The sequence below is a fragment of the Promicromonospora citrea genome (assembly GCF_013004695.1).
Taxonomy (GTDB): Bacteria; Actinomycetota; Actinomycetes; order Actinomycetales; family Cellulomonadaceae; genus Promicromonospora; species Promicromonospora citrea.
The window spans coordinates 1-2,863 of sequence record NZ_JABEMG010000244.1; the positions used below are offsets into that span (position 1 = coordinate 1).

General features: G+C 72.5%; 4 protein-coding genes. All 4 read left to right on the forward strand.

Going from position 1 to position 2,863, the window contains the following annotated elements; genetic code table 11:
• Nucleotides 1–10: 10 nt before the first annotated feature.
• Nucleotides 11–907 (forward strand): carbohydrate ABC transporter permease, encoded by an 897-nt coding sequence (locus tag HLB15_RS23100; RefSeq protein ID WP_171109064.1) that lies wholly within the window; start codon nucleotides 11–13, stop codon nucleotides 905–907.
• Nucleotides 904–1,719 carry a carbohydrate ABC transporter permease gene (locus HLB15_RS23105; protein ID WP_171109060.1) on the forward strand — a complete coding sequence of 272 codons (816 nt, stop codon included), beginning with the start codon at nucleotides 904–906 and terminating at the stop codon, nucleotides 1,717–1,719. The genes HLB15_RS23100 and HLB15_RS23105 overlap by 4 nt, the downstream gene beginning before the upstream one ends.
• The gene (locus HLB15_RS23110) at nucleotides 1,716–2,687 is read left to right on the forward strand and encodes a carbohydrate kinase family protein (RefSeq protein WP_171109062.1); all 972 of its coding nucleotides are present in this window, start codon (nucleotides 1,716–1,718) and stop codon (nucleotides 2,685–2,687) included. Before HLB15_RS23105 ends, HLB15_RS23110 begins: the two co-directional genes overlap by 4 nt.
• A partial coding sequence (locus HLB15_RS23115) for a PfkB family carbohydrate kinase (RefSeq protein WP_212760272.1) occupies nucleotides 2,684–2,863 on the forward strand: 180 nt, incomplete at its 3' end. The genes HLB15_RS23110 and HLB15_RS23115, both read left to right, overlap by 4 nt.

Genomic DNA, 2,863 nt, shown 5'->3' on the forward strand with positions numbered 1-2,863 from the left:
CCCCGCGCCCGTGCGGCGCCGGGGGCCGGGCCGCCGGGCCCGGGAGGGCCTGACGGGCTGGGGGTTCGTCGCCCCGGCGACCGTGATCGTGCTGGGCCTGTCCATCTTCCCGGCCGGGTGGGCGTTCCTGCTGTCCCTGCAGAAGTGGAACGGGTTCTCGGTGCCCGAGCCGGTCGGCCTGGCGAACTACCAGGACATGGCCCAGGACCCCGACCTCGCGGCGGCCGTGGGGCACACGCTGCTCTACACCGCGCTGTTCGTGCCGGCGTCGGTGCTGCTCGGCCTCGGGCTCGCCGTCGCGCTCAACCGGCGGATCGTCCTGGTCGGCGTCTACCGCACCCTGATCTTCCTGCCGTTCGTCGTGTCGGCCGCCGCGACGGGCATCCTCACGACCTACCTGTTCAACCCGCAGTTCGGCCTGGTCAACAACGTGCTGCGCGTGCTGGGCCTGCCCCAGCAGGGGTGGCTCGAGGACCCGCAGCAGGCGATGGTCGTCATCGCGCTCATGTCGCTGTGGGGCCAGGCGGCCTTCACCACGGTCATCTACCTCGCCGCGCTGCAGGACATCCCCGCCGAGCTGAGCGAGGCGGCCCGCGTGGACGGCGCAAACCGCTGGCAGTCGTTCTGGCACGTGACGTTCCCGCAGCTCGCGCCCGTGACGGTGTTCGTCGCGATCTGGCAGACGATCCAGGCGATCCAGCTCTTCGACCTCGTCTACACGACGACGCGCGGCGGCCCGCTGAAGTCGACCGAGACCGTCGTCTACTACCTGTGGACCTCCGCGTTCAAGGACCTCGAGTTCGGCTACGCGTCGGCCGTCGCCTACGGGCTGTTCGCCGTCACCCTCGCCATCACCATCGGCGTGACGATCTACTCGCGCCGCAGCACCGTAGGAGGCATCGGATGACCCGCCGCACCGGCTGGTGGCACCTCGTGCTGGTGCCCGTCGCCCTGGTCTTCGCCGTGCCGTTCGTGCAGATGTTCCTCACGTCGCTCACGCCGGAGTCGGAGATCAACCGCTTCCCGCCGCGGTTCTTCCCCGCGGAGCTGACGTTCGACGGGTACGCGAAGCTGTTCCGCGACTCCGACGTGCTGCTGTGGACCGGCAACACCGTGCTCGTCTCGGCCGTCGCCGTCGTCTCGCACCTCGTGCTGTGCTCGCTGGCCGGCTACGGGTTCGCGCGGCTCAAGTTCCCGGGCCGCCAGGCCGGGTTCCTGCTGATCCTCGCCACCATCATGATCCCGACGCAGCTGCTCATGGTGCCCACCTACGTGATGTTCGCGCGCGTGGGCCTCATCGACACGCTCGCCGCCGCGATGGTCCCGTGGCTCGCCTCGGTGTTCGGCATCTTCCTCATGCGCCAGTTCTTCCTGTCGCTGCCGGCCGAGCTGGAGGAGGCGGCCGTGCTCGACGGCTGCTCGCGGTGGACCGCGTTCTGGCGCATCATCCTGCCCCTGGCCCGGCCGGCGCTCGCGACCCTGGCGATCTTCACGCTGCTCAGCTCGTGGAACGACCTGGTGTGGCCGCTCATCGCGATCAACGACCCGGACGCGTTCACGCTCCAGCTCGGCATCACGAACTTCCAGGGTGCGCGCCGCACGGACTGGTCCCTGCTGATGGCGAGCAACGTGGTGGCTACGCTGCCCCTGATCGCGTTCTTCGTCGTCGCGCAGAAGCAGTTCATCGCCACCATGACCTTCACGGGAGTCAAGGGATGACCGACCTGCCCACCGATCAGCACCCTCCGCGCCCGGTCGTGGTCGCGGGTGACGCCAACGTCGACCTCGTCCTGCGCGGCGACGTCGTGCCCCGCTTCGGCCAGGCCGAGCAGCTCGCCGACTCGGGCGACCTCGTGCTCGGCGGGTCCGCGAGCATCGCGGCGTCGGGCGTGGCACGCCTCGGCGTGCCGACCACGCTCGTCGCACGGGTCGGCGCCGACACGTTCGGCACCTTCACGCTCGACGCACTGCGGGCCGCCGGGGTCGACGTCGGGGCCGTCGAGGTGGCGGACGACGAGCCGACGGGGCTGTCGGTGATCCTGTCCACGCCGTCCGACCGCGCGATCCTCACCGTGCCGGGCACGATCCCGACGCTCACGGGGGAGCGGGTCACGCGGGTGCTCGACGGGCGCGGTCCCGGCCTGCTGCACGTCGCGTCGTACTTCCTGCAGCCGGGCCTCGCGCGCGACCTGCCCGGCGTGCTCGCCCGGGCCCGGGCGCAGGGCTGGACCACGAGCCTCGACACCAACTGGGACCCCGCGGAGACGTGGACGGGCCTCGCCGACGTGCTCGGCGAGCTCGACCTGCTCCTGCCCAACCGCAACGAGCTGCGGGCGATCGCGGGCGCGCTCGGCGAGCCCGCCGACCTCGACGACACCGAGCTCGCGGCACGACTGGCGCGGCGCGGCCCGCGCGTCGTCGTCAAGGACGGCGCCGACGGCGGCTGGTCGGTCGGTGCCGACGGGGTCGTCGTGCGCGCGCCGGGCGTCCCCGTCGACGTCGTGGACACCACGGGCGCGGGCGACAGCTTCGACGCCGGGTACCTCGCGGCCGTGGCCTGCGGGGTCGACGACGAGCAGGTGCGCGTGCGCTGGGCGACCGTCGCCGGCTCGCTGTCCACGCTCGGCTCGGGCGGCACGGGGCGGCAGGCCACGCGTGCGGACCTCGACCGGGAGCTCGCGCGGTGATCTCGGCCCTGGCCCTCAGCCCCTCGCTCGACGTCACGTACGAGGTCGAGGAGCTGAGCGGCATCCAGCGCCCGCTGTCGGTGCACAAGGTCGCGGGCGGCAAGGCGCTCAACGCGGCCCGCGCCGCCGCGACCCTCGGCGCGCGGGTGGCCGCCGTCGCGGTGCTGGGCGGCGGC

Coding starts and splice junctions, on each gene's coding strand:
- HLB15_RS23105 (WP_171109060.1), top strand. CDS start 904: ATGACCCGCCGCACCGGCTGGTGGCACCTCGTGCTGGTGCCCGTCGCC.
- HLB15_RS23110 (WP_171109062.1), top strand. CDS start 1,716: ATGACCGACCTGCCCACCGATCAGCACCCTCCGCGCCCGGTCGTGGTC.